The sequence below is a fragment of the Novosphingobium sp. PhB165 genome, from assembly GCF_004341845.1.
In the GTDB taxonomy this organism is placed as follows: Bacteria; Pseudomonadota; Alphaproteobacteria; order Sphingomonadales; family Sphingomonadaceae; genus Novosphingobium.
In genome coordinates, this window is sequence record NZ_SLVB01000004.1 from 38,136 (window position 1) to 60,661 (window position 22,526).

At 65.6% G+C, this 22,526-nt stretch carries 22 protein-coding genes; 11 read left to right on the forward strand and 11 right to left on the reverse strand.

Translation table 11 applies throughout. The features are described 5' to 3' along the window. Nucleotides 1-41: 41 nt before the first annotated feature. The 3 genes from EDF56_RS11700 to EDF56_RS11710 all read left to right on the forward strand — a co-directional run bounded on the left by EDF56_RS11700 (nt 42) and on the right by EDF56_RS11710 (nt 3,315). Nucleotides 42-1,046 carry a ligase-associated DNA damage response exonuclease gene (locus EDF56_RS11700; RefSeq protein ID WP_132387574.1) on the forward strand — a complete coding sequence of 335 codons (1,005 nt, stop codon included), beginning with the start codon at nt 42-44 and terminating at the stop codon, nt 1,044-1,046. A gap of 198 nt (nt 1,047-1,244) precedes the next feature. Next, complete coding sequence (locus EDF56_RS11705) at nt 1,245-2,837, forward strand: cisplatin damage response ATP-dependent DNA ligase (RefSeq protein ID WP_132387576.1); 1,593 nt, start codon at nt 1,245-1,247, stop codon at nt 2,835-2,837. Nucleotides 2,838-2,913: 76 nt separating this feature from the next. After that, nucleotides 2,914-3,315, forward strand: a complete 402-nt coding sequence (locus tag EDF56_RS11710) for a group II truncated hemoglobin (protein WP_132387578.1) — start codon at nt 2,914-2,916, stop codon at nt 3,313-3,315. Nucleotides 3,316-3,539: 224 nt separating this feature from the next. Here the strand turns inward: EDF56_RS11710 and EDF56_RS11715 are convergent, their stop codons facing one another. The 5 genes from EDF56_RS11715 to EDF56_RS11735 all read right to left on the reverse strand — a co-directional run bounded on the left by EDF56_RS11715 (nt 3,540) and on the right by EDF56_RS11735 (nt 7,666). Next, nucleotides 3,540-3,821 (reverse strand): DUF167 domain-containing protein, encoded by a 282-nt coding sequence (locus tag EDF56_RS11715; protein ID WP_132387580.1) that lies wholly within the window; start codon nt 3,819-3,821, stop codon nt 3,540-3,542. Then, nucleotides 3,821-4,384, reverse strand: coding sequence for a gamma carbonic anhydrase family protein (locus tag EDF56_RS11720; RefSeq protein ID WP_132387582.1), 564 nt, complete (start codon nt 4,382-4,384; stop codon nt 3,821-3,823). Before EDF56_RS11720 ends, EDF56_RS11715 begins: the two co-directional genes overlap by 1 nt. 16 nt (nt 4,385-4,400) lie before the next feature. Then, entirely contained in the window at nt 4,401-4,964 is a 564-nt protein-coding gene (locus EDF56_RS11725; RefSeq protein ID WP_243652555.1) for a GNAT family N-acetyltransferase, read from the reverse strand. Between the two features lie 4 nt (nt 4,965-4,968). Continuing rightward, nucleotides 4,969-5,964: a porphobilinogen synthase gene (hemB, locus tag EDF56_RS11730; RefSeq protein ID WP_132387584.1), complete on the reverse strand. Its 996-nt coding sequence runs from the start codon at nt 5,962-5,964 to the stop codon at nt 4,969-4,971. 100 nt (nt 5,965-6,064) lie between these two features. Further along, a complete protein-coding gene (locus EDF56_RS11735) occupies nt 6,065-7,666 on the reverse strand; it encodes a M23 family metallopeptidase (RefSeq protein WP_132387586.1) in 1,602 nt (533 codons plus the stop codon). A gap of 239 nt (nt 7,667-7,905) precedes the next feature. Here EDF56_RS11735 and EDF56_RS11740 point away from each other — a divergent pair, with 239 nt between their 5' ends. From EDF56_RS11740 to EDF56_RS11760, 5 genes are all read left to right on the forward strand, one after another. Then, nucleotides 7,906-10,473, forward strand: coding sequence for a helicase-related protein (locus tag EDF56_RS11740; RefSeq protein ID WP_132387588.1), 2,568 nt, complete (start codon nt 7,906-7,908; stop codon nt 10,471-10,473). Nucleotides 10,474-10,507: 34 nt separating this feature from the next. Continuing rightward, a complete protein-coding gene (locus tag EDF56_RS11745) occupies nt 10,508-10,801 on the forward strand; it encodes an RNA-binding S4 domain-containing protein (RefSeq protein ID WP_132387590.1) in 294 nt (97 codons plus the stop codon). An 18-nt stretch (nt 10,802-10,819) separates the two neighbouring features. Next, a complete protein-coding gene (gene fdxA, locus EDF56_RS11750) occupies nt 10,820-11,158 on the forward strand; it encodes a ferredoxin FdxA (RefSeq protein ID WP_132387592.1) in 339 nt (112 codons plus the stop codon). A 333-nt stretch (nt 11,159-11,491) separates the two neighbouring features. Then, complete coding sequence (locus EDF56_RS11755; RefSeq protein WP_132387594.1) at nt 11,492-12,025, forward strand: CarD family transcriptional regulator; 534 nt, start codon at nt 11,492-11,494, stop codon at nt 12,023-12,025. Nucleotides 12,026-12,176: 151 nt separating this feature from the next. Continuing rightward, nucleotides 12,177-12,503 carry a DUF6726 family protein gene (locus EDF56_RS11760; RefSeq protein ID WP_243652556.1) on the forward strand — a complete coding sequence of 109 codons (327 nt, stop codon included), beginning with the start codon at nt 12,177-12,179 and terminating at the stop codon, nt 12,501-12,503. 12 nt (nt 12,504-12,515) lie between these two features. On the opposite strand, the gene EDF56_RS11765 is transcribed toward EDF56_RS11760, so the two are convergent. Further along, nucleotides 12,516-13,463 carry an L-threonylcarbamoyladenylate synthase gene (locus EDF56_RS11765; protein WP_132387596.1) on the reverse strand — a complete coding sequence of 316 codons (948 nt, stop codon included), beginning with the start codon at nt 13,461-13,463 and terminating at the stop codon, nt 12,516-12,518. A gap of 49 nt (nt 13,464-13,512) precedes the next feature. Here EDF56_RS11765 and EDF56_RS11770 point away from each other — a divergent pair, with 49 nt between their 5' ends. Beyond that, nucleotides 13,513-15,246 carry an acyl-CoA dehydrogenase gene (locus EDF56_RS11770; RefSeq protein WP_132387598.1) on the forward strand — a complete coding sequence of 578 codons (1,734 nt, stop codon included), beginning with the start codon at nt 13,513-13,515 and terminating at the stop codon, nt 15,244-15,246. Continuing rightward, a complete protein-coding gene (locus tag EDF56_RS11775) occupies nt 15,243-16,070 on the forward strand; it encodes a DUF815 domain-containing protein (RefSeq protein WP_132387600.1) in 828 nt (275 codons plus the stop codon). The genes EDF56_RS11770 and EDF56_RS11775 overlap by 4 nt, the downstream gene beginning before the upstream one ends. Nucleotides 16,071-16,131: 61 nt before the next feature. Here EDF56_RS11775 and EDF56_RS11780 read toward each other — a convergent pair whose 3' ends face one another. Further along, on the reverse strand, nt 16,132-17,619 hold the full coding sequence (locus tag EDF56_RS11780) for a PQQ-dependent sugar dehydrogenase (protein ID WP_132387602.1): 1,488 nt from the start codon (nt 17,617-17,619) through the stop codon (nt 16,132-16,134). Nucleotides 17,620-17,681: 62 nt separating this feature from the next. Here EDF56_RS11780 and EDF56_RS11785 point away from each other — a divergent pair, with 62 nt between their 5' ends. Then, complete coding sequence (locus EDF56_RS11785) at nt 17,682-18,164, forward strand: GAF domain-containing protein (protein WP_132387604.1); 483 nt, start codon at nt 17,682-17,684, stop codon at nt 18,162-18,164. A 109-nt stretch (nt 18,165-18,273) separates the two neighbouring features. Here EDF56_RS11785 and EDF56_RS11790 read toward each other — a convergent pair whose 3' ends face one another. From EDF56_RS11790 to mnmG, 4 genes are read right to left on the reverse strand one after another with little or no spacing between them, the layout of a single operon-like run. Then, nucleotides 18,274-19,245: a ParB/RepB/Spo0J family partition protein gene (locus EDF56_RS11790; RefSeq protein WP_132387606.1), complete on the reverse strand. Its 972-nt coding sequence runs from the start codon at nt 19,243-19,245 to the stop codon at nt 18,274-18,276. After that, complete coding sequence (locus tag EDF56_RS11795; protein WP_132387608.1) at nt 19,242-20,018, reverse strand: AAA family ATPase; 777 nt, start codon at nt 20,016-20,018, stop codon at nt 19,242-19,244. The genes EDF56_RS11790 and EDF56_RS11795 overlap by 4 nt, the downstream gene beginning before the upstream one ends. Continuing rightward, nucleotides 20,015-20,656: a 16S rRNA (guanine(527)-N(7))-methyltransferase RsmG gene (gene rsmG / locus EDF56_RS11800; RefSeq protein ID WP_132387610.1), complete on the reverse strand. Its 642-nt coding sequence runs from the start codon at nt 20,654-20,656 to the stop codon at nt 20,015-20,017. The genes EDF56_RS11795 and rsmG overlap by 4 nt, the downstream gene beginning before the upstream one ends. Then, on the reverse strand, nt 20,653-22,500 hold the full coding sequence (mnmG, locus tag EDF56_RS11805) for a tRNA uridine-5-carboxymethylaminomethyl(34) synthesis enzyme MnmG (RefSeq protein ID WP_132387612.1): 1,848 nt from the start codon (nt 22,498-22,500) through the stop codon (nt 20,653-20,655). The genes rsmG and mnmG overlap by 4 nt, the downstream gene beginning before the upstream one ends. Nucleotides 22,501-22,526 lie beyond the last annotated feature (26 nt).

The window sequence follows — 22,526 nt, forward strand, 5'->3', positions numbered from 1 at the left end:
TGGGGTGGGAACCACGCGGTTCCCGCCCCATTTTTCCATTCATGGCCCGTGATTTCGCCTGGATCAGACCGGAGCCCGAGGGCATCCACATCGCCCCGGCCGATTGCTGGATCGATCCCTCGATCCCCGTTGCCCATGCGCTGGTGACGCATGGCCATTCCGATCACGCGCGCGGTGGTCACGGCGTGACCGTAGCGACGCCGGAGACGCTGGCGATCATGGAACTGCGCTATGCCACCAGCGAAGGCGCCCGGCCGGTACTTTATGGCGAGACGCTGCGCCTGCCGGGCGATGTCTCGGCCACGTTCTTTCCCGCCGGACACGTGCTGGGATCGGCGCAGATCCTGCTCGAACACGCGGGCGAGCGCGTCGTCGTCACCGGCGATTTCAAGCGCCGCCCCGATCCCACCTGCGCGCCTTTCGAGGTGGTGCCTTGCGACGTGCTCGTCACCGAGGCGACCTTTGCGCTTCCGGTGTTCCGCCATCCGCCCGTCGAGCACGAGATTGCCAAGCTGCTCTCTACTCTTGCCGCCAATCCGGAACGCTGCGTGCTTGTCGGCGCCTATGCGCTGGGCAAGGCGCAGCGCCTGATCGCGGAACTGCGCCGCGCGGGGCATGCCGCACCGATCTACCTCCATGGGGCGATGGAGGCGATGTGCCGCCTCTACGCCCGCTTCGGGATCGACCTTGGCGACTTGCGGCTGGTGAGTGACGTCAAGACGCCGGAACTCGCCGGGCAGATCGTGATCGCGCCGCCTTCGGCGCTCAATGACCGCTGGAGTCGTCGCCTGCCGGACCCGATCACCGCCATGGCCTCCGGCTGGATGCGCGTCCGCCAGCGCGCCCGCCAGCGGATGGTCGAGCTACCGCTCGTCATCTCCGATCATGCGGATTGGGACGAACTCACCCGGACCATAACCGAGGTGAATCCGGCCGAGACATGGATCACCCACGGGCGTGAGGATGCCATGATGCGCTGGTGCGAGCTAAATCAGCGCAGGGCGCGCGCATTGGCGCTGGTGGGTTATGAGGACGAGGATGATTGAGATGGCGCAGATGCACTCCCATCCCGCACTTCCTCTCCCGCAATATCCCGTCGCCCCCGCGAAGGCGGGGGCCCCGCTGCCTTTTCGCTACGCCGCAAGAAAAGCGGGATCCCCGCCTTCGCGGGGACGACGAGGTTTTCAGGGCTTGGGCTGTTTCGGGGCCGATAACCGAAGTTATCGCCCCAAGCCGATCCGCCCATGAGACGCTTCGCCGCCCTGCTCGACGCGCTGGTCTATACCCGCAGCCGCAATGCCAAGCTCAAGCTGCTGGCGGACTACTTGCGCGAAACCCCCGATCCCGATCGCGGCTGGGCGCTGGCGGCGCTGACCGACGGACTCGACTTTCCGGCGGTGAAAAGCGCCACCATCCGCAATCTGATGACCGAGCGCGTCGATCCGGTGCTCTGGGCACTCAGCCGCGATTATGTCGGCGACACGGCGGAGACCGCGAGCCTGCTCTGGCCCGGTCCGGATATCGCCGAAGATCCACCCACCGTGAGCGAGGCGGTCGACACGCTATCGCGCATGACTCGCGCCAACGTCATGATGGAACTGCCCCGGCTGCTCGACCGGCTCGACGCCGAAGAGCGCTACGCCCTGCTCAAGCTCGCGACCGGCGCGATGCGGATCGGCATTTCGGCCAGACTGGCCAAGACCGCCTTCGCATTGGCGTTCGACGTGTCCGTGGAGGACGTGGAAGAGCACTGGCACGGCCAGTCCGCCCCCTATGCCGCGCTGTTCGGTTGGGCCGCGCACGGTGCCGCGCCACCCTCGGCCGAGCACCTGCCGCTGTTTCGTCCCTTCATGCTCGCGCATCCACTGGAGGCTGCGGAAATCGACCTTGCGGGCTATGCCGCCGAATGGAAATGGGACGGCATCCGCGTCCAGGTCGTTCACGTAAACGGCGAAACGCGAGTCTATTCGCGGTCGGGCGACGATATCTCCGGAAGCTTCCCCGAAATCGCCGAAGCGCTTCACATTGATGCCGTGCTCGATGGCGAATTGCTGGTGCGCGGCGCCCATCAGGGCCGTGAGGAAGGCGGGGCGGCAAGTTTCAATGCCTTGCAGCAGCGGCTCGGGCGCAAGACGGTGTCGAAGAAGATGCTGGCGGACTATCCCGCCTTCGTCCGACTCTACGACGTCCTGATTCTGGAGGGCGAGGATCTGCGCCCCCTGCCCTGGAGCGACCGCCGCGCACGGCTGGAGGAACTGATTGCCCGACTCGATCCGGAGCGTTTCGATCTCAGCGCGGTGATTCCTGCAGCCGATTTCGCGGAACTCGCCGCGATCCGCGAACGCGCGCGAGAGGATGCCATCGAAGGCGTCATGCTGAAGCGGCGTGACAGTCCCTATGTCGCCGGGCGCAAGACCGGGCTCTGGTACAAGTGGAAGCGCGATCCGCTGCTGATCGACTGCGTGCTGATGTATGCCCAGCGCGGCAGCGGCAAGCGCAGTTCGTTCTATTCGGACTATACGTTCGGCTGCTGGGACGGCGATCCGGATTCAGGCGCGGAACTCCTTCCGGTGGGAAAGGCCTATTTCGGCTTCACCGACGAGGAACTGAAGTGGCTGGACCGCTATGTCCGCAATCACACGGTCAACCGCTTCGGCCCGGTGCGCGAAACCGACAAATCGCTGGTGCTCGAAGTGGCTTTCGATTCCGTCCACGCAAGCAAGCGCCACAAGTCCGGCCTTGCCATGCGCTTCCCCCGCATCCACCGCATCCGCGCCGACAAGCCCGCGCACGAGGCTGACCGCATAGCAACACTGCAGGCGATGATCCGCGATTGATCGGAATCAAGTTCCACGTGGAACCGATGGACTATTCCATCGACGTCCCCATCTGCGTGTCTGAGAGATTCTATTCGTGACCACCGACAACTCCCCCGCCGCAACACCGCACGACCTGCTCGGCGGCGCGCCCGTGTTCGCGGCGATCGCCAATCGCTTCTACGACCTGATGGAGCGGGATCCGGCTTACGCCGAACTGCGGGCGATGCATGCCGAGGATCTCGGTCCGATGCGCGAGAGTCTGCCGCGCTTTCTGGCCGGTTGGGCCGGCGGTCCGCGCGACTGGTTCGAAGCCAATCCGGGCAAATGCATGATGAGCCTGCACAAGAATTTCCCGATCGATCGCGCGACCGCCATGCAATGGGCCGAGGCGATGGCCCGCGCGGTGGCCGATGTGGCACCGGAACCTGCCAACGTGGCCCAGGCCATGACCGACGCGCTGACTCGCATGGCGCGGAGCATGGCAAAGCCGGGCTGAATACCCTCTCCCGAGCTGGCGACAACCGCCTCACTTATCCTGTGTGACCTTGCTCATCCCCAGCGCCCCACTCTCCCGAGTGATCCCGCTCTTCTTGAGAAATCCCGCTCATCTCGAGCAACCCCGCTCATCCTGAGCTTGTCGAAGGATCAAAGCCACACCTAAGGATGCAAGCCCCCTCCGTCAGCGCTTCGCAGTGCCACCTCACCGTTCCAGGACGGACATCAAAGATCCACGTGAAACTGCTTCTCGCGCGAAGTTGCGCCGCGCAACAATTCGATTCGTGAGGGCGCCAGATCCAGCGCAGTAGCGAGAAGCTGGCGCACGGCCTCGTTAGCCTTGCCATCTTCCGGCTTGGCGCGCACTTTCGCGTGGAGACGCCCTTCGGCAATCTCCAGCGCTTCCCCCTTCGCCCCGGGCGTGACGCGCACGGCCAGTCGCTGTTCGCTATCCACCAGCGCGCGGATCGCTTCGACAGGCGGAAGCGCAGCCCTAGGTTTTGCCATCAGCCTTTCAGGCCCAGCGCCTCGGCATGCAGACGGCCATTGATGACGTAGCCTTTCACGCCCGCCTGATTGGCCGCGATGGTCTCGTCATCGAGATCGCGCAGATATTTCGCCGGGCGGCCCATCCACAGCTGCCGCGCACCGATGCGCTTGCCGGTAAGCTGGGCCCCGGCCGCCAGCATGCCGTCGGACTCGATATAGCTGCCATCCATGACAATGGCCCCCAGACCGACGAAGGCGCGATCTTCCAGCGTCGAGCCATGGACCATCGCCATATGCCCGATCAACACGTCCTCGCCGATCAGCGTCGCATAGCCCTCGGGCCGCGAAGGCTTGGGGCTGTCGCAGTGAATCACCGTGCCGTCCTGCACATTGGTCCGCGCGCCGATGACGACGCGGTTCACGTCGGCGCGGATCACGCAGTTGTACCAGATGCTGACATCCGGCCCGATCTCGACATCGCCGATGATCCGGCAGCCGGGGGCGATAAAGGCGCTGGAGTGAATTCGCGGCGCCTTGCCGTTGAAGGCCGCCACGGTGATGTCGGTGCGATTCATGGTCATTCCTCTCCCCCGGATGTCAGCGCGCCTGCGCCGCCCATTCGGCCTGCGTGATCGAATAGACGATGTGCGGCCGCAAGGGATCTTCAGGCGCAAGCGCGGGATGATCGAAATCCTGATCGTGGCGGCGAGTCATGCCCAATCGCTCCATCAATCCCCATGACCGGCTGTTGCCCAGCACCGTCATCGCCAGGATCGCATCCGCCCCGAACACGGTGAAGCCCCAGTCGAGGCTCGCCGCTGCCGATTCACGCGCATAGCCCTGCCCCCAGGCCTCGCGCGCCAGTCGCCAACCGATCTCCACACGGCCTTCCAGCGGCGTACCGACCGGCCCTGGCTTCAGGCCGCAGAAGCCGAGGAATTGCCCGTCAGACTTGCGTTCGATGGCCCAAAAGCAATGCCCATAGTCGCGCTGGAAACCCTGCTGCCGCGCGATGATCTCCGCGACCTGAGCGGCGCTGGCGAGCGGGCCGAGGAATTCCATCACGGCCGGATCGCTGCACATGGCCAGGAACGGCGTGGCGTCTTCGTCTGTCCAACCGCGCAATACCAGCCGATCGGTCTCCAGCAGAAAGTCCGTCATCACATCATTTCTGCAAGAGACGCGCTGCGTGGACGGCATGGTAGGTCAACACGCCCGAACAGCCCGCGCGCTTGAAGGCGAGCAGCGTTTCCAGCACCATCGCATCCCGCTCCGCAGCACCGGCCGCCACCGCCGCCTCGATCATCGCGTATTCGCCCGAGACCTGATAGGCGAAGACCGGAACCTCGAAGGTCTCCTTCACCCGGCGCACGATGTCGAGGTACGGCAGGCCCGGCTTGACCATGACGCTGTCCGCACCTTCGGCCAGGTCCATCTCCACCTCACGCAGCGCTTCCTCGGCGTTGGCCGGGTCCATCTGGTAGGTCTTCTTGTCGCCCTTGAGCAGGCCGCGCGTGTTCACCGCATCGCGGAACGGGCCGTAGAAGGCCGAAGCATACTTGGCGGCATAGCTCATGATCTGGACGTTGATGTGACCTTCGTCCTCCAGCGCGTCGCGGATCGCGCCGATACGGCCGTCCATCATGTCCGAAGGCGCGATGATATCGGCGCCCGCCGCCGCCTGATTCAGCGACTGGCCGACCAGCACTTCCAGCGTCTCGTCGTTGAGCACGTAGCCCTTGTCGTCCAGCAGGCCGTCCTGCCCGTGGCTGGTATAGGGATCGAGCGCGACATCGGTGAGCAGGCCGATGGAATCGCCAAGTTCGTCGCGGATCGCGCGCAGAGCACGGCACATCAGATTGTCGGGATTGAGCGCCTCGGCGCCGTCGGCGCTGCGGCGTTCGGGCTGGGTATCGGGGAACAGCGCGATGCAGGGAATGCCCAGATCGGCCGCTTCCCGGGCCCGCTGGACAAGCAGGTCGACCGACCAGCGCGAGACGCCCGGCAGCGAGGAAATCGGCTGTTCTACCGCCGTGCCTTCGGTCACGAAGACCGGCCAGATGAGATCGGCGGGAGTCAGCACCGTCTCGCGGTGCATGGCACGGCTCCAGACCGTGGCGCGCGTGCGGCGCAGGCGGGTGTGGGGATAGGATCCAGTCATGGCACGGGTGATTGCCGGAAAAGCCGTGCCTGTTCAATCGGACGGACTGTCCAAGCGAGCAAGCCTGCTTGCGCGGCATGCATCGCCGACAGCGAACCCTTCAGTTCACGGTGTTTTTCGGCTCCAGCCGATCGATTTCGCGCTGCGCGCCGATCGGCGCATTGGTTGCCGGAGCGATCGCGCCCAGCGCATCGCCGGGCTGAACATTGAGCAGCGACTTCATCCGCGCATCGAAGGCGTTCTTTTCCCGGCCGTCGATCTGCGGCCGCGATGTGAAGCGCAGCCCGGCGGGGTTGATCGTCTGCCCGCCGCGATAGGCTTCGAAGTGAAGATGCGGACCAGTCGAGAGCCCCGAGGACCCGACATAGCCGATCACCTGCCCGGCGCGGACGTGGCTGCCGGCGGAGACGGCGATCCGGCTCATGTGGCCGTAACCGGTGCCAAGGCCGCCCGCATGCTCGATGCGCACGTAATTGCCGTGGCCGCCGTGGCGGCCCGAGAATGTCACCGTGCCGTCAGCCACGGCATAAATCGGCGAGCCATAGGCGGCGCCGAAGTCGATACCGGCGTGCATCCGCACATAGCCGAGGATCGGATGGCGGCGCATGCCGTAAGGTGAGGTCATGTGCCCGGCCACCGGCATGCCTGCAGGCGTGCTGCTGCCGCTGGAATCGGCAAGGCCGGAGGCGGCAACCATGTCGCCGTCCTGGCCCCAGCGCAGAAGCTGGAGGCGCGCCCTGCCCTCGTGTTCGAGCCCCGCGTAGAGCAGATTGCCGATCTCCCGCTCGCCCTTGGCCGAGCGTTTATAGGCCACGACGATGTCGAATTCGTCGTTCGGGCGGATGTCGCTCTCGAGGCTGAGATACTTGTCGACCGCCTGAAGATAGGCCTGAATCGCGGCGACCGGCGCCCCGGCATTGCGCGCCGAGCGATAAAGGCTGGACCCCACAGTGCCGCGAATGCGCAGCGGCGTCTCGTCGACATGAATCGGGCGGCGCACCAGCGAAAGCCCGCCGCCGCCACGCTGAATCGCAAGATCGAGGTCGAATCGCGCGCGAAAATCCATGGCGGTCAGCGCGCGCGGCGCTCCCGGCGCAGGCCGGTTACCCAGCGTCACGTCGAACTGGGTTCCGGGCGCGATCTCGCCAAGCGGCACCGCCTGCCCGACCAGCGCGCCGATCCGCGCGGCGTCATCGTCGCCCACGCCGATGCGTTCGAGCATCCGCGCGAAGCTGTCGCCCTGCCCCAGTGTCGCCACCAGATCCACGCTCGGGCGCTCGGGCACGCTGGCCAGCGGGCGAACCAGCGGACTCGCGCCCATATGGCGACCGGAGTCGGCGCCCAATGCCAGAGGGGCAATCGACTGGCTGCGAAACTCGTCTCGCTCACGCGCGGCAAGCGGCAGCGAAGTCGCAGCCTCCACCGCGGAGAAATCGGGCCAGAAAGCGAAAGCGGCCACCGACAGGCCAAGCATGGTCGCCATCCCGCGCAGCCAGCGCCGGCTGCCGATATCGCAGGCAAGGTCAGGAGCGATCTCCACACGCTCGCACCAGTGCTCGATTCCGCATTTCCAGCGGGAGAGCCGGTCGGACAGGCGCGGCCTGTTGGGAAGGGACGGCTTGACCGGTGCGGGCGCGGACTCGGGGGCAAGCATTTGCGCATGCGACAGCGCCGCGGCTTGCGCGCCGTTGCCGGCCTCCATGCCCCCGCCTTGTCCAAGATCCTTGAACAGATGCCCGTCCCTCTTCCACCCCCGCCGACCATCGGAAGTGCTCCGAACGGCGGCAGACCCGAGTCCCCAGTCGTGGCCCCAACGGGGGCCCTGCGCACGAGTCCTGCCCGTTCAAGGTTAATTGCTGCCTAACGTTGTGGATTACTGCCCCGATTTTCGGCGAACCGGGCCTTGCGGGTGCGTGGCCGGGATGCCAAATCGGAAGAGTAATGCCTTACGCGCCGCATGCCTCGTCGCGATACGACGCTCCCAGCGGGGTAAAGGCGGTGCTCGGCCCGACGAACACCGGCAAAACCCACCTCGCCATCGAGCGGCTTTGTGCCCATTCCAGCGGCGCCATCGGTTTCCCGCTGCGCCTGCTTGCGCGCGAGGTCTATGACCGCGTCTGCAAGATAAAGGGTGAGAACAACGTCGCCCTGATCACCGGCGAAGAGCGGATCGAGCCGAAGAACGCCCGCTACCTGCTGTGCACGGCGGAGGCGATGCCGGTCACCGACCGCAGCCTCGCTTTCGTCGCCATCGACGAGGCCCAGCTCGCCGCCGACCGCGAACGCGGCCATGTCTTCACCGACCGCCTGCTCCACGCGCGCGGCCGCGAGGAGACGATGATCCTGGGCTCGGCCACGATCGAACCGCTGGTGAAAGCGCTGGTGCCGGGCGTCGAGGTGGTCTCCCGCCCCCGCTTTTCCACGCTCAGCCATTCGGGCGCGAAGAAGCTCAGCCGCATTCCCCCGCGCAGCGCCATCGTCGCTTTTTCGGCCGAGCAGGTCTACGCGATTGCCGAAATGCTGCGCCGCTTTCGGGGCGGCGCCGCCGTGGTCATGGGGGCGCTGAGCCCGCAGACGCGCAATGCCCAGGTCGCGCTCTACCAGTCGGGCGAAGTCGATTATCTTGTCGCCACCGATGCCATCGGCATGGGCCTCAATCTCGATATCGAGCACGTCGCCTTCGCCGGACTCTCCAAGTTCGACGGCCGCCGCCACCGCCGCCTGACCACCGCAGAGATGGCGCAGATCGCCGGGCGGGCCGGACGCCACCAGCGGGACGGCACGTTCGGCACCCTGACCGGATCGGGCGGGCACGATTCCGAATTCGAGCCGGAAGAAGTCTATGCGATCGAGGAGCATCGCTTCCCGCCGCTGACCAAGCTGTTCTGGCGCGATCCGGAACCCCGCTTCGACAGCATCGCCACGCTGATTGCCGATCTCGAGGCCCCGCCGGAACGCCCCGAACTGGCCCCCGCGCCCGAGGCTATCGACCTTGCGGTGCTGAAGCGCCTTGCCGAAGACCCGGACATCGCCAGCACCGTGAACGGACGCGCGCAGATCGCCCGGTTCTGGGAAGTCTGCCGTCTGCCGGACTTCCGCCAGCAAGGCTCGGAAACCCATGCACGCTTCATTGCCCGGCTCTGGCAGGACCTGAAGCAGGGCGAACTGGGTGCCGACTACATGGCGCAGCAGATCGCCCAGCTGGACCGCACCGGCGGTGATATCGACACCCTGCAAGGCCGGATTGCCGCAATCCGTTCATGGGCCTATATCGCCCAGCGCCCCGACTGGGTGCTCGCCCGCGATGAAATGGCGGCGCGCGCGCGGGCGGTCGAAGCGCGGCTTTCCGACGCGCTTCATGGCAAGCTTACCGAACGTTTCATCAATCGCAGGACTGCCGTGCTCATGAAGAAACTCGGTCCCGACGCCGGACTGCTCTCGGTCCGTCTCGAAGACGAGGAAGTGCTGGTGGAGGGCGAGCACATCGGCTCGCTGCGCGGTTTCGGCTTCCAGGTCGATCCCGGCGCGCGCCTGACCGACCGCAAGCTGCTGCTGGCCGCCGCTGAAAGGCACTTGCCCGCCTTGCTCCAGGCCCGCGCCGATGCGCTGGCTGCCGCGATCCACGAAGGCGGCGCGCCGCTGACGCTCGATGGCGGCGCGATCAGCTGGGAGGGCGAGCGGATCGCCACCCTGACTGCCGGACGCTCGCTGCTCGCCCCGGTGCTGGTGCCTGAGCGCGTGCTCGATGCGATTCCCGCGCCATCGCGCAAGGCGCTTGTCGCCGCGCTGGAAGCCTGGCTCGAAACCGCGCTGGAACCGCTCGCCCCGCTGCGCAAGCTGGACGAGGCGAGTCGCTCGGAGGAAGCCGGCCCGGACTTGCGTGCACTGCTGATCTCGCTGGTCGAACGCGGCGGCATGGCCGCGCGCGAAGAAACCGGCGTGGACCGGCTCGACAAGGGACGCCGCACCATGCTCGCGCGGATCGGCGTGCGCGTCGGCGCGCTCGATCTTTTCCTTCCCGCAATGCTGCGCCCAGGCCCGATCGCGCTCTGGCGCCAGCTCGCCCGGGTCGCCGGCAAACAGGCACCCGGTGGTGAGCCCGATGCGGCGATGCCCCCCGCAATGGACGCGGCCAAGCGCCAGCGCGCGCCCGGCTATCGCAATCTCGGCAAACAACTCATCCGGCTCGACATGGCCGAGAAACTGCTGCGCGAAGCCCATGAGGCGCGCGGCACCGGTTCCGCCTCGCGCGATTTCGCGCTCGATCCGGCGCGTGCAGTCTCCATGGGCCTGACCACCTCAAGCTATGCGCGGCTACTGCGTATGGCCGGATTCCAGCCCGTGATGCCGCGTCCGCTTGCCGAGGACGCGCATGGGCCGCCCGCGCCGGTGCGCTGGCGCTGGCGGCCGCCGCGGCGCCAGGTCGAGGAAGTGCGGGTGCAGCCGGTCCGCGCGGACAGCGCCTTCGCAGCGCTTGGCGAACTGATCGGGGCCGACAGGGGGCGCTGATGACGGGCCCGGCGCGCAAGATACGGGGGGTGCGTTGAGGATCGACAAGCTGCTCTGGTTTCTGCGCCTTTCGAAGACGCGCCCGCTGGCCCAGGCCATGGCCGAAGCCGGGCATTTGCGGATCAACGGCAGGCGCGTCGAACGCGCCCACCAGAAAGTTTCTGTCGGCGATGTACTCACCGTACCTACAGCGGAGGGTGTCCGGGTGATAGAAATCCTTGCCCTGCCAACACGTCGAGGACCCGCCCCGGAGGCGCACACGTGCTATAGAGTGCTTGACGGGGTACCCGGTGATCCCATAGCAGCGGCCAATCGAAACGAGGTCTGAAAAGAGGAATTCGCAGCCATGACGTATGTCGTCGTCGACGCCTGCATCAAGTGCAAGTACATGGACTGCGTGGAAGTGTGCCCGGTGGACTGCTTCTACGAGGGCGAGAACATGCTGGTGATCAATCCCAGCGAGTGCATCGACTGCGGCGTCTGCGAGCCTGAGTGCCCGGCCGAAGCGATCCTGCCCGATACCGAGAGCGGACTCGAGCAGTGGCTCGAACTCAACGCCAAATATTCGGCCGAGTGGCCCAACCTGACCACGAAGAAGGATTCGCCGGCCGACGCCGACGAGTTCAAGAACGTCGAAAACAAGTTGGAAAAGTACTTCTCGCCCGAGCCCGGCGAAGGCGACTGAGCCTTTCCGGACGGGTTGCAGGGGGAACCGGTTTCCCCCTTGCCTGAGGGACTTGCGAGCGATACCGGTACCACGCGGGGCGCGCCCGGCGTGGTGCAAGGTTAATTCCTTGCACGCCTCTGGTAATTTTATCACATCGGTGCTATATAATCCCGCGACTGCCCGGGCTCCCCGCCCGTTTGGCAGGCATTTTCATTGCGAGGCAGGGTTCGAAAGCAGACGGTTGGGAGAGTTATCTGACCGGGCGGTGGAGACTTATCGTCTCCATGTCGCACCACCCGGGTTTCTCCCACCGTAAGTAAGGCAACGAACCTGCAGGTGAAAGGACGATAAATGGCAACCAAGGCCGATGCCTTCGATGTTGGAGATTACGTCGTTTATCCCAAGCACGGCGTGGGCCGTGTTATCGAGCTCCAGAAGCAGGAAATTGCCGGGATGCAGCTCGAGCTTTACGTGCTTCGGTTCGAAAAGGAACGCATGACTCTGCGCGTTCCCATGAACAAAGTCGAAGCAATCGGGATGCGCAAGCTGTCTTCCGACAAGACACTGCGCGAAGCACTCGACACGCTCAAGGGTAAACCCAAGGTCAAGCGCACCATGTGGTCGCGCCGCGCCCAGGAATACGAAGCCAAGATCAACTCGGGCGACCTCGTGTCGATCGCCGAGGTGACCCGCGACCTGTTCCGTGCCGACGACCAGCCCGAACAGAGCTACTCGGAACGCCAGATTTTCGAAGCCGCATCCTCGCGCCTCGCGCGCGAACTCGCGGCGATGGAAAAGACCGACGAACCGGCAGCGCTCAAGAAGATCCTCGCGATCCTCAACGAGTATGCACCCAAGTATTACGACAGCGCCGAAACGGTCTGATCCGCCGGGGCTTTCGTAACAGGACACAAGGGCCGCTCCCGCAAGGGGGCGGCCCTTTCCTTTTGGCGCTCTCCGCCCTTGCGATTCCCCACATGGTTCCCGGGGCCGTTCATTGCCTTGTCAGCAGAGGCATGACAGGTTCGCGCCCGACATGACGCGCACCCCCTCCCTTCGCCTCGCTTTTCCGCTCACGTGTCTGACCGCTGCCTTCGCACTGAGCGGCTGCATCAGCACTGTCGGCAAAGTCGTGACCGCGCCCGTGCGCATCGCCAGCTCGGCTGTCGACATGGCCACTACCAGCCAGTCCGAAGCGGACGAGAAGCGCGGCCGCCAAATGCGCGAACGTGACGAAAAGCTGGGCAAATTGCAGCGCCAGTATCAGCGGCACCTCAAGGAATGCGACAAGGGCGAACGCGATTCCTGCTCGAAGGCCCGCGACGATTACGCCGACATCCAGAACCTCAGCGGCTCCGCCTGAAACGGCCCCGGATCAAGCCGCCGCGCGGCGCAGGCGGTCGTTGATCGCCGCCCCTATTCCTTCTGACGGAACGGGCGCCACGGCCACGCGGGGAAGCTCCGAAGTCGCCGACTCGTGCAGCAGCGCGTAGAGCCGAGAGGCCGCTTCCGCGAGGTCTCCCGAAGGCGAGAGCGATACGTGTCCCTCGACCGGGCCGAAACCGATGTGGAACTCGTCCGCCCCAGCTTCGCGCGCATCCAGCCTGACCGGTTTTCCGGGTGCATAGTGGCTCGCGAGTTGGCCGGGCGCTTCGATCTCATGTGACGTCACGGCGTCAGGTTCGGTGCCGAGGACATCGCGGATCCGCGCGACCGGGATTGGACCCGGGCGCAGGACTTGCCAGCGACCGTCCTCGCGCAGCGCGACGATCGTCGATTCCAGGCCCGCCTCGCAGGCACCGCCATCCACCACCGCATCGATCCGGTCCCCCAGCGAGGCGACGACATGCGCGGCCGTGGTCGGACTCACGCCGCCGCTCCGGTTCGCGGAAGGCCCCGCCAGTGGCAGGCCGGATTCGACGATCACGTCGCGCATGATCGGATGAGCCGGACAGCGCAGCGCCACCGTAGGCAGGCCCGCGGTAACAGCTGAAGCAATCGCCGCACCCTCCTTCAAAGGCAGCACCATGGTCAGCGCGCCCGGCCAGAATGCGGCAGCAAGCGCCAATGCGCGCGCGTCGAACCGCGCGATACGCTGCGCAGCTTCAAGATCGGCGATATGCACGATCAGCGGATTGAAACTGGGCCTGCCCTTGGCGCGATAGATCGCGGCAACCGACTCGTCACGGTCCGCCCTTGCGGTCAGACCATAGACCGTCTCGGTCGGCACGGCGACCAGACCGCCCTCGCGCAGCAGCGTGGCCGCGCGGGCTAGCCCTGCGGAATTGGCGGCGAGTTGCTCGGGTCGACTGGTGCGCTCCATGCCCTGCCGCTATAGCGCGTTGCGAGGAATGCCAAGGAAAACCGCGAAAATGACCTTCAATCCCCCCAGCATCGATCAGGTGCTTGCCCTGCGCATCAACGCCGGACTCGACGACCTTGCGGAAACCGATCGCTTCGCCGCCGCCAGCGCCGATGTGGTGCAGGCCATCGTCGAAGGCGCAGGACAGTTCGCGGCCGGCGAATGGGCGCCGCTCAACCGCAAGGGAGATGCCGAAGGCGCCCGTATGGCCGGCGGCACCGTAGTGCTGCCAGAGGGCTTCGCACAGGCCTATGCCGATTTCGTCGAAGCCGGTTGGAACGCGATATCCGCGCCCGAGGATTTCGGCGGCCAAGGCCTGCCCCAGTCGCTGGCCGTCGCCGTGCTCGAATGCATGGGCACGGCCAACATGGCGTTCTCGTTGCTGCCCATGCTCACGGTGGGTGCGATCGAGGCGCTGATCCATCACGGCAGTCCGGCGCAGCAGGAGACCTATCTCGCGAAGATCGTCAGCGGCGAATGGTCCGGCACGATGAACCTCACCGAACCCCAGGCCGGGTCCGATGTCGGCGCGCTGCGCACCACGGCGGCGCCGATCGCCGAAGGCCCGCATGCCGGCAAGTATCGCATCGCCGGGCAAAAGATCTTCATCACCTGGGGCGAGCACGAGCTGGCCGAGAACATCGTCCACTTGGTGCTGGCACGCACCCCCGGCGCCCCTGCCGGATCGCGCGGGATCTCGCTGTTCCTCGTTCCGAAGTTCCACGTGGAACGCGATGGCACGCTCGGCGCCCGCAACGATCTCAAGGTCGTCAGCCTCGAACACAAGCTTGGCATCCACGCCTCTCCCACATGCGTGATGAGCTATGGCGACCATGGCGAATGCATCGGCGAGCTGGTCGGCGCGGAGAATGAAGGCCTGCGCTGCATGTTCACGATGATGAACAACGCGCGAATCAACGTCGGTGCCCAAGGCGTACAGATTGCCGAGCGCGCCCTGCAACAGGCCACGGCTTATGCCGCCGAGCGCGTGCAGTCCGCCCGCGCCGGATCGCCCGACAAAAACCCCGTCGCCATCATCGAGCATCCCGATGTCCGCCGCATGCTGCTGCGCATGCGCGCGCTTACCGAAGGCGGACGCGCCCTGCTCTACTACGCCACCGGGCAGCTCGATCGCGGCGGCATGGGGGACGAAACCGCTCAGCAACGCGCCGAGCTGCTGGTGCCACTGGTCAAGGCCTGGTGCACCGACATGGGCGTCGCAGTCACCAGCCTCGGCATTCAGGTCCACGGTGGCATGGGCTTCATCGAGGAGACCGGCGCCGCGCAGCATTACCGCGATTCCCGCATCGCTCCGATCTACGAAGGCACCAACGGCATCCAGGCCGCCGACCTCGTGACTCGCAAGCTCGGCATGGAGCGCGGCGGCGTGCTTTTTGCGCTGATGGACGAGATCGCCGCCGATGGCTCCGCATCGCTGCGTGATCTCGCGCTGGGCTGCAAGGCCACGGGCGAACGCTTCCTTGCCAGACCGCTCGACGACCGACTCGCGGCCAGCGTGCCCTTCCTCGATGCCTGTGCCGTGGCTGTCGCCGCCTGGCAGCTAGAACGTCAGGTCGCTGCCCTCCCCTCGCTCGACGTTCCTGAGGCCTTCGCCAAGCGCAAGCGCATCGTCGCCCGCTACTTCGCCGAGCACATCGTGCCCGAGGCCATGGGCGCGCTCGTACAGGCCGGAAAGGGCGCCGCCCTGCTCTACGATCTCACCACCGAGGAACTGACCGCGTGACCGACCAGACCGACGTTCTTACCCGCATTGCCGACGCGCTTGAAAGACTGACCCCTCCCCCTGTTGCCACCGTCGATTGGCTGGCCCACCCGGCCTACGTCTGGACCGGAACCGAAGCCCGCGCCGTCGCCACGCTGGAAGCGCCGAAGCTCGACATGCTGCGCGGTATCGATACCCAGAAGGAGCGCGTGGTCACCAATGTCGAGCGCCTCGCTGCCGGGCATGCCGCGCATGACATGCTGCTTTGGGGTTCGCGCGGCATGGGCAAGTCGGCGGTGATCCGCGCCTCGATCCGTGCGGCACAGGACAACCATCCCGGACGCATCGCCCTCGTGCAAGTCGCGCAGGAGGCCCTCCACGGCGTCACCGCGCTCTTTACGCTGCTGGGCAAGGTAGACCGCCAGTTCCTCGTCTACATCGACGATCTCGGCTTCGAGGAGAATGACGGCACCGGCCCGCGCTTGCTGCGCTCCTGGCTCGAAGGCGGGGTGGAGGCACGTCCGGCCAATGTCCGCCTTGCCGTGACTTCCAACCGCCGCGCCATCGTCGGCCGGACGATGAGCGAGCAGGACGACCCGATCAACCCGCGCGACGTGATCGACGATCGCCTCGCGCTGGCCGACCGCTTCGGACTCTCGATCGGCTATCACAACTGCGATCAGCCGGCCTACCTCGCGATCATCCACGGCTATGCCGAGCAGTACGGACTCGCGTTCGAGGAAAGCGACGCTCTCGAATGGTCGCGCCGCCGGGGCGCGCGCTCCGGCCGTGTCGCGTGGCAATATGTGACCGAACTGGCGGGTCGGGCCGGGAAGGTCCTCTAAGCGGATAGAAAAAAGGGCCGGGAAGCCAACGCTTCCCAGCCCTTTTTCGTTTTCGGCGCCCTCAGGGCAGGATCTTGTCCGGCTCCTTGTGGAAGCCCGCGACAGTGCCCGTTTCGGCACCCGGAACGGTCGGGTCCTTCAGTTCCTTCAGCGGCTCCATATGCGCCGCCACCACCGGCTTTATGTCTGCCGAAGGCTTCGCGCCCGGCGCATTCACACGCCAGATGGTGCCTGCGGTATCATCGCTGACGAGCAGGCTGCCGGTCTTGTCGAAGGCCAGCCAGGTCGGGCGGCCGTGGGTATGCGAGGCATCCTTGAGGAAGCCGGTCAGCACCGGCACCGGCTTCACATTCTTCGGATTGCCGTGATCGTCGAAGGGCACGAAGACCACATCGTAGCCAACGGCCGGACGGCGATTCCACGAACCGTGACGCGCCACGAAGGCACCGTTGGCGAACTTGTCGCCCATGATGTTGCCGCCACGCGCGAAGACCATGCCGAGCACCGCCGCATGCGCGCCCATCGCGTATTCGGGCTTGCGGGTATATTCGAGCATGTACGTTTCCATCGGCCACTGGACGCGGTCATCGAAGGTCGTCTTCCAGTAGATCCACGGCCAGCCATACTGCGCGCCGACGGGCACATTGGTCAGATAGTCCGGCACCAGGTCCGGGCCGAGCATGTCGCGCTCCTGCACCGTGGCCCAAAGCTCACCGGTCGAGGGATTCCAGCCGAGGCCGTTGGGATTGCGCATTCCGGCCGCGAACGGACGACGGCGGGCGGTTGCAACGTCGATTTCCCAGATCTGGGCGCGGCCCGCTTCGGCTTCCATGCCGTTGTCGGCAATATTGGAGGACGATCCCACCGCGACATAGAGATGCTCGCCATCGTCGCTCAGCAACAGATTGCGCATCCAGTGATTCCCGCCGGCGGGCAGGTCCATCATCTTGCGCAGCGGCTTGCCGACAAGCTGGGTCTCACCGGGCTGGAACGCAAATTCGAACACGGCGTCGTGGTTGGCGATGTAGAGCTTGCCATCACGATAGGCCATGCCCGAGGGCGAGTGCATGCCATCGGTGCGGAAGTCGAAGCGCTGTTCGGCCTTGCCGTCGCCATCGGCGTCGCGCAGCAGCACGATCTTGTCGGGCGAAGGCACATCGGCGCCGACCTGGCTGAACATCCAGCCCATCACCATGCCGGTGAACCCGCGCGGCCGGTTATCGGCCGGGGCGTTGGTCAGGGCCACCAGCACGTCGCCATTGGGCAGCGTCAGCATGGTGCGCGGGTGGTCGAGCCCTTCGGCGAAGCGATTGACGGCAAGACCCTGCGCGGGCGTGGGCGCCTCGCCCTGCGCCCAGCCCACGGTCTTCACCAGCTTGACGCTGGGAATCCATTGCGGGCTGGCTTCGACGAGTTTGGGGTCCTTACCCGTGGTCGCATCGAGCGGCAGGTCGGACGTGTTGGAATACTGTGCCCAGGCGATCACCCCGACAATGGCGAGGATGACGATCAGCAGGACGACGGCGGCTTTGATGAGTATCGAGCGCATGGGCCATGGAATAGGCCTGAGCCGGCTAGGCGGCAACAGCGACTTGGAGTAACGCCTTTCCCATGTACGACTTCGCACCCAAGGGCGATACGCCCAAGCCCGAACTCTATGGTGAGCTTGTGGAGGCCGCGCAGGCGCTGATCGCCGGCGAGCCCGATCCGGTCGCCAACATGTCCAACCTTGCGGCCCTGCTGTGGCAGTACCTGCCCGATCTCAACTGGTCCGGATTCTACCGCACGATCGAGGGTGAGCTGGTGCTCGGGCCCTTCATCGGCAAGCCTGCCTGCATCCGCATCCCGCTCGGCCGCGGTGTGTGCGGCACGGCGGCCGAAACCGGTGTGACGCAGGTCGTGCCGGACGTTCACGCCTTCCCCGGCCACATCGCCTGCGACGCGGCGAGCCGATCGGAACTGGTGGTACCTGTGCTGCGGGATGGTCAGGTGATCGCGGTGATCGATCTCGATAGCCCCCTGCCCGGTCGTTTCGACGAACAGGACGCTGCAGGAATCGAAAAGTTCGCGGCAGCGGTTGCCGGGGCAATCTGATTCCGGCTGTAAATCTATTCAGAACAAAGCGTTGATGCAGCCGGTATGGCATAACGCAAGAAAAGCATGGTCCCCGTCTTCACGGGGACCATGGTAATATCCGCTAAGGTCAGATCGCTCCGCCGGTAAGCCGCTGGCAAACCAGATCGAGCTGATCGAGAGTCGCGTAACGGATCGTCACCGTCCCCGACTTCGGATCGGAATCTGCGCTGATCTTGACCGGCATTCCGAGGAATTCCTCAAGATGGTTCTGCACGGCGGCGATATCGGCGTCGTCCGAAGCATTGCGCGCGGCACGCGCCCGACGCGGGATGACATCTCCGCGCAGCTTCTTGCGGACAAGCTTTTCGACCTCACGCACCGACATCTGCTTGCCGATGGCGGCATCGGCGATTTCCTCGGCATCATCGCAACCGATCAGCGCGCGGGCATGGCCCATCGACAGGCTGCCATTCTCGACCATCGCGATAACGCCATCGGGCAGTGCCAGCAGGCGCTGGAAGTTGGCAATATGGCTGCGGCTCTTGTCGACCATGCGGGCGATCTCGGCCTGAGTCATGCCCTCGAATTCGGCAAGGCGGTTGTACGCGCGCGCCTCTTCGATGGGATTGAGATCCTCACGCTGGAGGTTCTCGATCAGGGCCAGCGCCATGACCTCACGCTCGGTAAGGTCGCGGACCAGCGCCGGGATCTCATGGAGCTGCGCCTTCTGCGCCGCACGCCAGCGGCGTTCACCGGCGACCAGCTGGTAACCGCCGCTGCTCATCGGGCGAACGATGATCGGCTGAATCACACCCCGGTGGGCGATCGACGCGGCCAGTTCCTCAAGCGCTTCCTCATCGAAGATGCGGCGCGGCTGATCGGGATGCGGGGTGATGTCGGAGATGGCGAGCACCGCCAGCCCTCCCCCACCGCGCAGCGGCGTTACTACGCCCTCGCCGCCCGACGGCAGCGGTTCCTCGCGGCGCGTCTCGCCCAGCAGCGCGCCGAGACCGCGGCCCAGCCCCTTGGGCTTCTGTTTCGCCGGGGCAGGCTTTTCGGCTTGGGGTACGCTGATGCGGACAATCGAATCGTCGCTCATGCCGCTTTCCTCTTCTCGGGCAGTCGGGTGATCAGTTCGCGTGCGAGCGCCATGTAAGCGCGGCTGCCGGCGCATGCATGGTCGTAGATCAACGCCGGCACGCCGTGGCTCGGCGCTTCGGACAGGCGCACGTTGCGCGGAATGGTGGTTTCGAACACGAGCTGACCAAGGCACGAACGCACGTCTTCGGACACCTGGTCCGTCAGGCGGTTCCGGCGATCGAACATGGTGAGTGCAATGCCGATGATGCCAAGATCGGGATTGAAGCGCTGCTGCACCCGCTCGACCGTCTGAAGAAGCTGGCTCAGCCCTTCCAGCGCAAAGAACTCGCACTGAAGCGGCACCAGCAGCGTATCCGCAGCGGTCAGCGCATTGAGCGTCAGCAGCCCAAGCGACGGTGGGCAATCGATAAGGCAGACGTCATAGCCCAGGTCTCCCCGCAGCGCGCTGCGCAGGCGGTGGGCACGGTCATCGACACTGACCAGTTCGACTTCGGCTCCCGAAAGGTCGACCGTGGCCGGCAGCAGATCGAGGCCGGGAATACGGGTAGGCATGACGCAGTCGATCACGGGAACCCGGTCGACCAGAACCTCATAGGAGGAACGGTCGCGATCGGTCGCGGAAATGCCGATGCCGGTGGAGGCATTGCCCTGCGGATCGAGGTCGATCAGCAGCGTCTTCCAGCCGGTGGCGGCGAGCGCAGTTGCGACGTTAATCGCGGTCGTGGTCTTTCCGACACCGCCCTTCTGGTTGGCAATCGCGATACGGATCACTTGGTCTTACCCTTCCTGTCGGTCAGCGTGCCGACAATGATGCCCGCTTGCGGGTCCGTCAGGGACTGTTCCACGTGGAACACATGCCGCCACTTGCGAAGGTCTTCCAATTCTTGCTGTGCGGAGCGCCCCTTCGGCAACAGCCAGACCGTGTCGCTTGTGGAAAAACGAGAGGATAAAGTCAGGAGCTTGTCGAGCGGCGCAAATGCGCGTGCCGATATGACACGCGCTTCACGGGTTTCTACGAGTTCGAGGCGCTGCCCGATCACCCGCGCCTTATCAAGGCCCATCGCCAGGCGGGCTCGATCGAGCCACTCGATTCGCCGCGCGCGTGATTCGACCATCAGCACTTCGCATTCGGGGCGAAGCGCCGCGATCACGAGGCCGGGGAAACCGGCACCCGTCCCAAGGTCAATCCACGGTGAAGATGTTCCACGTGGAACATATGGAAGGAGCTGGGCGCTGTCGACGATGTGCCGCAACCAGACCTGATCGAGACTGGCCGCCGAAACGAGGTTCTGCTGCGTGTTCTCTTCCGCCAGCATGCGGACGAGAATCTCCAGCCGGGCCTCGGCGGCGTCATCGTATTCAGGCAGCGCGCGCAGCGATGCACGGGCTTCATCTTCAGTGGAAATCACGCCGCCTCCTTGCGGGCATGGACAAGCAGCGCCGCCAGCGCCGCAGGAGTAATGCCGGGAATACGGCCAGCGGCCGCAAGTGTTTCAGGCCGAGCCTTGGTCAGTCGCTCAACCATCTCGCGTGAGAGGCCGGGGATCTCGGCATAGGCAAAATCTTCGGGCAGCGGCATCGCCTCGCTGGCACGCAGTTCACGCAGCTCGCGCTCCTGCCGATCCAGATAAGGCGCGTAGGCTGCGTCTTCCGCCAGCTCTTCGGATAGCGCGTCGTCAGCAAGCAGCTCATCCGCGATCCAGGGTGAAAGGCCACCAAGATCGACGCCGCCAAAACGCAGCCACTCGCGGATCGGAAGCCGGCCAATATCGGAACGGACCGGAAGACCCGCCTGCGCCAGTTCGGCTGAGGCGACCGGGACATCGAACGCCGCTTCCAATCGGGCGCGCGCATCCTGCCTGCGGGCGAACCACTCAAGGCGCGCCGGACCGACCGCACCCGCTTCCATCGCGAGCGGAGTCAGACGGCTGCTGGCATTGTTCGCCCGCAGCCGCAGCCGATACTCCGCGCGGGCGGTGAGCATGCGGTAAGGCTCACTCACACCGTGCAGAGTAAGATCGTCGATCATCACCGCCATGTAGCTGTTGGCGCGATCGAGTGCAGCGGGCTCTCGCCCGAGCACGGTCGCGGCAGCATGCATGCCCGCCACCAGCCCCTGCGCGGCCGCTTCCTCGTAGCCGGTGGTCCCGTTGATCTGCCCGGCACAATAGAGACCGCCAATCTCGCGAAGCTCCAGACTCGTGCGTAAGGCGCGCGGATCGATGTGGTCATATTCGACGGCATAGCCCGGCACGACCATCTCGACGCGCTCCAGCCCTTCCATCGTGCGCAGCATGTCGAGCTGAACATCGGCCGGCAGCGATGTGCTCACGCCATTGGGGTAGACGAGCGGATTGTCGAGCCCTTCGGGTTCGAGGAATATCTGGTGCCCGTCGCGGTCGGCAAAGCGGTGGATCTTGTCCTCGATCGAGGGGCAATAGCGTGGCCCCTGCGCCCCGATGGCGCCCGTGAACAGGGGCGAGCGATGGAGGTTCGCGCGGATCACATCGTGCGTGCGCGGGTTACTGCGCGTGATCGCGCAAAAGACCTGCGGCACCTCGCGGCGTTCACCCATTGCCGACATGGTCCAGGGTTCACGATCCGAAGGCTGCTCGCCAAGCCGGGCCCAATCGATCGTGCGGCCATCGAGACGCGGAGGGGTCCCCGTCTTGAGACGCGCCATCGGCAGATTCGCCTCGCGCATCTGGGCCGCCAGCCGCTGCGCCGAGTCTTCACCGATGCGCCCGCCGACCATCCGTTCCTCGCCCCGGAACAGCGTGCCGCCCAGAAAGGTGCCGGTGCACAGCACGACCGCGCGACCGTCGAGCCGGGTGCCGTCGGCCAGATCGATACCGGCCACCCTGCCCTGCTCCATCACCAGCGCGGAAGCCTCGCCCGCCACCAGCGTGAGATCGCCCTGCTCTTTCAACATGCGATGGATCGCCGCCTTGAACAGCTTGCGGTCGGCCTGGACGCGAGGCCCCTGCACAGCACTGCCCTTCGAGCGGTTGAGCATTCGATAGTGAATCGCCGCTGCGTCAGCGGCGCGGCCGATGAGACCGTCGAAGGCATCGACCTCGCGCACGAGGTGCCCCTTGCCCAATCCGCCGATGGCGGGATTGCAGCTCATCGCGCCCACGGCGTCGAGATCGAAACTGACGAGCGCGACACGCGCACCCATGCGGGCGGCAACGGAAGCCGCTTCACAGCCGGCGTGGCCGCCGCCGATCACGATCACATCGAAGGAATGCATTCGCCGCGCATACGCGAAAGCGTGAA